General features: G+C 57.1%; 4 protein-coding genes. 1 reads left to right on the top strand and 3 read right to left on the bottom strand.

Annotation, left to right across the window (positions count from 1 at the left end):
* Window positions 1-21: 21 nt before the first annotated feature.
* Entirely contained in the window at window positions 22-1,455 is a 1,434-nt protein-coding gene (locus B4U49_RS08580) for a TonB family protein (protein ID WP_143735596.1), read from the bottom strand.
* Window positions 1,456-1,895: 440 nt separating this feature from the next.
* Here B4U49_RS08580 and B4U49_RS08585 point away from each other — a divergent pair, with 440 nt between their 5' ends.
* Window positions 1,896-2,744: a helix-turn-helix transcriptional regulator gene (locus B4U49_RS08585; protein ID WP_078084167.1), complete on the top strand. Its 849-nt coding sequence runs from the start codon at window positions 1,896-1,898 to the stop codon at window positions 2,742-2,744.
* 116 nt (window positions 2,745-2,860) lie between these two features.
* Here B4U49_RS08585 and B4U49_RS08590 read toward each other — a convergent pair whose 3' ends face one another.
* Both B4U49_RS08590 and B4U49_RS08595 read right to left on the bottom strand, forming a co-directional pair.
* Window positions 2,861-4,276, bottom strand: coding sequence for an NAD(P)/FAD-dependent oxidoreductase (locus B4U49_RS08590; RefSeq protein ID WP_078084168.1), 1,416 nt, complete (start codon window positions 4,274-4,276; stop codon window positions 2,861-2,863).
* Between the two features lie 38 nt (window positions 4,277-4,314).
* The gene (locus B4U49_RS08595; RefSeq protein ID WP_078084169.1) at window positions 4,315-6,642 is read right to left on the bottom strand and encodes a TonB-dependent receptor; all 2,328 of its coding nucleotides are present in this window, start codon (window positions 6,640-6,642) and stop codon (window positions 4,315-4,317) included.
* Window positions 6,643-6,896 lie beyond the last annotated feature (254 nt).

Raw genomic sequence — 6,896 nt, forward strand, 5'->3', positions numbered from 1 at the left:
AGACCGGACGTTACCCCGCGATTAGTTTACGGATGCCTGTTCCATTGCTGGCTCCAGCCCAATATCGTAATAATAGGGTCCGCTCCACTTCTCACTCCGCAAATATGCGTCCTGGCGATGATGCACATCCCGCAGGTCCCAATCCAGTCGCTCGGCACTCTCGATGGCCTGCTTTTGCAGGCGCTGTGCGGTCTTGAAGTCAGCCTCTGCTGCGGCGACCGCGGCTCGGGTTTCCAGAATTCTCACCTGATCAAAATAGTCCTCCGGCTCCGCAGCCACCAGTTCCTTCGCCAGTGTCAGTTCTTCCGCCGAAGCCCGCTCCGGACCGGAGACCAGCTCCCATGCGAGCAACAAGCCGGAAAAATAATGGCCGTTGAGCGACGCATTTTTTAACCAGCGTATGGCGTGCTCGCGGCGCGCGACCTCGGGCATGGCACCGGTACTGGTAGCAAGATAGTTTTGCGCCGCTGGAACTCCGGCTACCGCCGCGGCACTGATCCACTTCAAACCGTTTTCGACGTCCGCCTTGCACCCTCGCCCCATGACCATATTGCGTCCGATTTCGAACTGGGCATGAGGCATACCGCGCTGAGCCGCTTCCAGATACCACTTGTTGGCGGTCTGGTATTCGAGATCTACGCCCTTCATATGTTTGCGGAATGAGCGAAATACGCCGAGCCGGTAGGCATAAACATACTGGGCAACGGCATCACCCCCTTCGGCCTTTTCTTTCCATTCGTTCAGCTCCGCCACCAGGCGATTCTTGTTGCTGACACGACCGTTAATACTGAATGTGATTGCAGTCTTGATACCACTGGTCGGTTCGGTGAGTGCAACCGGTTCGTAGCGGTATGACAGTGCCGACTTGCCGGCAGCCTTCGCAAAACTCGGTGCCGTGGATTCAGCGACGGTGACGTCGCGAACGTGGCCGCTGGGCATCACCAAGTAATCCACAACCACTCGACCAAACCGGCCCCGCCGCAGTTCCTCACGGGGGTAACGCGGTTGGTCCTTGTGAACCGGGGTCCGATCGATATCGCACTCCTCGTCAGAGAGCATTACCGGATTCAGGTCGTCGAGCACCTTCTCTTTGCCATGGGTTTGAAGCAGAGCCTCAAACCGCAGCTGGGCAGTTGCCTGGGCTTCCGGCGGCAGCTTTGCGAAAATTTTGTCGGCAGTAGCAACCATCTCTTGCGAGCCGGATTCCGATGCCGCCAGCTGCATCCAGGCCCAGGCCTCCACGGGATCACGCTGTACATACTCGCCGCGGAAGTACATTACGCCGATATTGAACGCTGAACTGTAATCACCGATCGCGGCCAGGGCATCAAAGCTGCGGTAAGCCTCGGGAAAATTACCCTCCGTGTAGTCCTGCATCGCTTTGTCAAAACTGGCATGGACGGGTAGTACACCGCCGATGATAAACAACAGCACACCGAGCAAAATCCGTTTCACTACAATAATCTCCCACCTGATTTTTAAGACGTGATCAACTGGCAAAGCGTAACACTTTGACGTCCAAATTATCACATTGCGCCCGATCCGGCCCGGTAACGAGGTGGCATATCTCCCGGACCCGCCCCGCCTAATCTGAAACCGCCGACGTACAGAGCGCTGTTGGCGCTGGGAGTTAGCGGAAAAATCTGTCGCTAAACGAACGGTAAGTGACTAAATTTCCCAGGTGATTCGCAGGCGCACAAGCAAGACGCAAGAATCCGCATAAACGCCCTGAAATATCGCGTAAAACTTTCAGGTTATTCGTGTTTCAAAACCCTTAAATACCGGCTTTTTTGATATTATTTTGGTTTGAGGATTGATAAGTTGGCCGGCGGAGCGGCCGAAGTAAATTTCTACCAACCAGCTATGTTCCAGCACCTTTAAGCAGCCCCCTATCGATGAAACCTATCAGCGCCGACATCGAACTCACCCACTGGCACCAGTGCATAGCCAACCTGCTGGACAGCGAGTCTGACTCCGAACGAATCTATGAACTACTGCGCGGTGCTGAAGCCCTGGTGCGCGGCAACAGCAGTATGGCGATTCTGTATCCTGCAGACGGACCGCCGGAAATTACCCATCACCGCCTGCTGGCAAATGAGCAACTCAGTACCCAAGTTGATCGCTATGTTGAGGGCGCGTATCTATTCGATCCCTTCTATCGCGCCGCGGTGGATGAAAATATGGAAGGGTTTTACCTGTTGCGCGAAGTCGCACCGGACGCGTTCGCACAAACTGAATATTTCCGTCGCTATTATCGCGAAGCCAACCTTGGCGACGAGGGCTGCTACCTGATGCGCGGAGAAGATGGGATCATCGCCAGCCTGTCGATCGGGCGAGCGTCTGACCTGGGCAGTGGACGCTTCTCTACACAAGAAGTATCGCTGCTGAAATCACTGGTGCCGATTGTGGAAAGTGTGTTGCGCAAGTGGATCTATAACTACACGCGCAGCGGGAACCCGGTCGAATCCTTTGGCAAACGGCTCGAAAGTGCGCTGGAGAATTTCGGCAGTTCTCTGCTGACCAATCGCGAATGCGAAGTACTGCACCTGACCATGCGCGGGCACTCGATCAAATCCATGGCCGAAAAGCTCGACGCCAGCGTGGATACCATCAAGACCCATCGCAAAAATATTTATTCCAAGCTGGATGTCACTTCCCAGTCCGAGTTGTTTTACCTGTTTATCAGCGCCCTGCGTCACCACTCTGGTTCCGATCCGGATCCGCTGACCAGCCTGGAAAAATAAACTGCCGGGCACAAAAAAGCCCGCATACATGGTATCCAACAAGGTAGGTGCGGAACCATGGTGCAGGCAAACGTCCACAAGACAGGTATCAGGACAAAACAACAATCACAACAGGATTACTTCTGGGTAATCGGGAACCCCATCTTCTCCACCATACGCACCCAGGGGATTCGCCAACCGCGTTTTTCATCCAGGGTATCCAGTGCATACATGGTGATCTTTGCACCGATCCAGCGGAAAGGTTCCGGCGGAATATAGGCCGGCTGCGAGCAGGCAAAATTCAGTGAACGCTCCGGGAGTTTTTTGTCATCCAGGATTGCCAGCCCGACCCGCGCACCGAAGCGTGTTGCGGTTACACCGAAACCGGAATAGCCACCGGCGTACAGCATTTTGCCGCCGTGGTAATGCTGGTAGTGCACCGCCATACGGGTGGTCAGAGCAATCGGGCCACTCCAGGCGTGACTGAATTTAATCCCGCGCAGTGACGGGAAGGTGCGGTAAAAATTGTCGATCAAGCGCACATAGGGTTCTGGGGCCTTGTCGTCTTCCGGGTCGGTGTTGTTGCCGAAGAAGTAGTCCAGGCGACCGCCGAACAGGATGCGGTTATCCGCGGTCAGGCGCATGTAATTCAATTGGGTGCGGGTATCGTAAATTCCCTGACGGTTTTGCCAGCCGATACTCGTCAGCTGCTCGTCGCTCAACGGCTCGGTTACCACGATGCGATCTCGGATGGCGGCAACCCGGTTGCGGATTTTTTTGTTGCCGGAAGCAAACGCATTGGTCGCGAGCAACACCTTGTTCGCCTGCACACGGCCTTTCGGTGTTTTTATCAGCACGCCTTTTCTGTTTTTCGTATTGCTGAGCATGGGCGTGTTTTCGTAAATCTGTACGCCCAGCTCCATTGCCACTTTTTTCAGGCCCCAGGCGAGTTTCGCCGGGTGCACGGTGCCGCTGCGTTTTTTCGACCACAGGCCGCCATTGAACAACGGCGACTTCACTTCCTGCTGGACAGCGTCTTTGTCCAATAGGTGTGCATCGTGGCCATAGTGGCGGTACAGCTCGTATTCCTTTTCGATATCGTCGATGCCCTCGTCACCGACGGCAACGGTGAGTTCACCGCCCCATTCCAGGTCGCACTCGATACCGTAGCGCTCGATGGTTTCGCGAAAGCCGTCGAGGTTTTCCTTGCCCAATTGCTCCAGGGTATCCATATCTTCGGGAAACAGGCGCTGCGCATTGGCCAGCCCGTGCATCACCGAAGTGGACAGGATCGCTGCCGGGCGTCCGGAGGCACCGATGGCGATGCTGTTGGCTTCAATCAGCACAACGTCGCGTTCGGGATTCGCTTCCTTGGCCTGAACCGCGGCCCAGAGGCCGGTAAAGCCACCGCCGACAATCAACAGGTCGCAGTCCAGCGGGCGCTGCAGCGCGGGCTCGTCACCCGGGCGCTGCGGCGCATCCAGCCAGTAGGGAAAGAAGGTCGTTTTTTGTAGTGCGTCCAGGGCGTCGGCCCTGGTCTGTGGGTCACACATAATTACCTCTTCATCATCGCGTTATCGCCGGCGCGTAATTAGAAAATGTTGTAGCGAACCGATACCCCGAAGGTGGTCGGCGCCTGGCGATAGTAGGAACGGCCAGCAAAGCTGGAGAAGGCATAAGTCTCCGCGCTACTGTCCTCAATGTTTTTGATCCAACCGCTGACTTCCCAGCGCTCGTCGGCATCGCTCAGCGAGGCTTCCGCATCCCAGGAATGCACCGGTCCGGACAGGGCGTTGGCGTCCGCCAGCTGCGCGGTCATCTCATCGCTGTAGGTGTAGCTGGTCTGCAGGCGCAGGTTGTAGTCCGCGAGCGGCAGGTCGTAGGCCAGCAGGCTGTTGTAGCTCCACTCCGGTGCCTGCGACAGGGAGGCGCCGGCGGGCAGCGGTGCGGCCAAGGCATCCACGAACAGCTGGTTCACGCCGTCGGCGTTGTCGTTCACCGCGGGGTCGGCGGCAATGCCGCGCATGTCCACAGTGCTCGGCGCTTTGGTGACTTCGCTATCCAGGTAGGCGACACCAGCCATCACGGTCAGGTTGTCAGTGGGAAGCCAGTGCAGGTCGAGCTCGAAGCCGTTGGTTTTGGATTCCGGTACGTTGACCAGGGTGGTGTCCGCCACCGGGAATTCCAGGTAGTTACTGAAGTCGTCGACGATGATGGTCACCAGGGACTGGCGATCGGTGTAGTCGAGGCTGAACAGGGCACCGTTCAACTGCAGCGAGGCATCGAACAGGGTGGCCTTAAAGCCCATCTCATAGGACAGAACTTTTTCCGGCTCCACATAGGCCCAGCTGGCATCGTCGAGAATCGCCGCGCCGTAATAGGCACCGGCCTTGTAACTGTTGGACACGTTGGCGTAGAGCAGCAGGTCGTCGTGCAGCTGCCAGTCGAGACCCAGCTTGCCGGTCACCGCGTTTTCGCTGCTGCTGTCGTTCAGCTCGGCGATGGTGTCGTTGAACGAGTAGATATCGTCGTGGTTGGTGGAAATACCGTCGAAGGTGCGGTCGTCCGCGCTGTAGCGGATACCGGCGATCAGGTTGAATGCATCACCCAGTGCGGTTTCGGTGTGCAGGTAGGCCCCCCAGGATTGGGTCACCTGCTCGTATTCTGCGGTCAGCAGATCCCAGCCCTGAACGGAAACATCCGCGGGGTCGAGCACAAAGGTGCTGGCTACAGAATCGGTGACGAAGAAGGAATCGTCGAACACATCGCGCACGTTTACCGTGTCCTCGGAAATGTTCACTCCGGCCACCCAGTTGGTCGCGCCGTCGCCGTTGCTGACAACGCGGAATTCCTGTGACCACTGGCTGATCTCGTTGTCCTGATACAGGTCGAGAATCGCCGCAGAGGAGCCGCCGTAGTTATCCACTACCTTGCGGTCGTAAGCGTCGATCGCACTGATGGAAATGACATCAAAGGTCTCGAAGCCGTAACTCAGGTTGAGGGACGCACCGTGACCGGACTCATCCCGAGCCACCTTCAGGTCGCCGACGCTGACGATGGACGCATCGTCGCTGCTGTTGAGTACATCAAACGAGGGATCGCCAAAGGCGTCACCGAGCCCGCTGACCTGCGGTGAAACCGGGGTGGACTTGTCGGAACTGAAGTAAACCTTGACCAGCGCCTCGCCGTTGTCCGCAAACGGGAAGGACACCTGGCCGCGGCCCGCAGAACGGTCGACACTGCCGAACTCGCGTCCGGTCTGCGGATCTTCCTGCCAGCCGTCGGCCTTGGACATATTCAGGCTCAGGCGACCCAGTACTTCGCCACTGATCTCACCGCTGACCACGCCGGTCATTTCCCGGGCGCCGAAGTTACCGATACCCGCATCCACAAAGGCTTCGAATTCGCTGGTGGGCTTGGCGCTAATGAAATTGATCGCACCGCCGGTGGTGTTCTTGCCGTAGAGGGTGCCCTGGGGACCCTTCAACACTTCCACCCGCTCGATATCAAACAGCTGGCCGCCGAGAAAAGACGGGTTGCTGGCAAACACTTCGTCGGTGTAAATGCCGACGCCGCTGCTGTTGTTGGGGCTGAAATCGTCGAGGCCGATACCGCGGATGGCGAATACCGGGGTGCCGCCGGAGGTGCTGTTGACGGTGACCAGGCCAGGCGTGTGCGCGCCCAGGTCGACGGCACTGTCGATACCCAAGTTTTGCATCATTTCGCCGCTGAAGGCATTGGCGGATACGCCGATGTCATTCACGGACTGTTCGCGCTTCTGCGCGGTGACCGCGACTTCTTCGATCTGGTTGGCGAAGGCGATTGGGGACACACCCACTGCAGACAGCAAGACGCCGGTGACGGCAACCGCGAGTGCGTTTTTGCTAAAGCGCCGGCTGGCACTACCCATTGATTCCATGTCGATCTCCCTGAGGCTCTGTTATCTGTCTTATGTTGAGGGAGACTATAAAAACCGAATCAAAATTCAGGTATCACCCCAACGGGTGAGAAAACCGAATTTTTCTTCAGCTTTAACAACAAACACGAAAACCCGCAGGAAGCAGGTTAATTCAGCGATACTTTTTTACGAGTTGAGCTTGCTGTGAAGGTATCGATACCGGGAGTTGCTTTGTGAGACCGTCTGCGGCCTGGACGGCCGCAGCCGAGCCCCCA

The organism is Microbulbifer mangrovi (assembly GCF_002009015.1).
Taxonomy (GTDB): domain Bacteria; phylum Pseudomonadota; class Gammaproteobacteria; order Pseudomonadales; family Cellvibrionaceae; genus Microbulbifer; species Microbulbifer mangrovi.

What these genes read in the sequence shown, in the direction of transcription:
- B4U49_RS08585 (WP_078084167.1), top strand. Translation starts at nt 1,896, where the DNA reads ATGAAACCTATCAGCGCCGACATCGAACTCACCCACTGGCACCAGTGC.
- B4U49_RS08590 (WP_078084168.1), bottom strand. Translation starts at nt 4,276, where the DNA reads ATGTGTGACCCACAGACCAGGGCCGACGCCCTGGACGCACTACAAAAA.
- B4U49_RS08595 (WP_078084169.1), bottom strand. Translation starts at nt 6,642, where the DNA reads ATGGAATCAATGGGTAGTGCCAGCCGGCGCTTTAGCAAAAACGCACTC.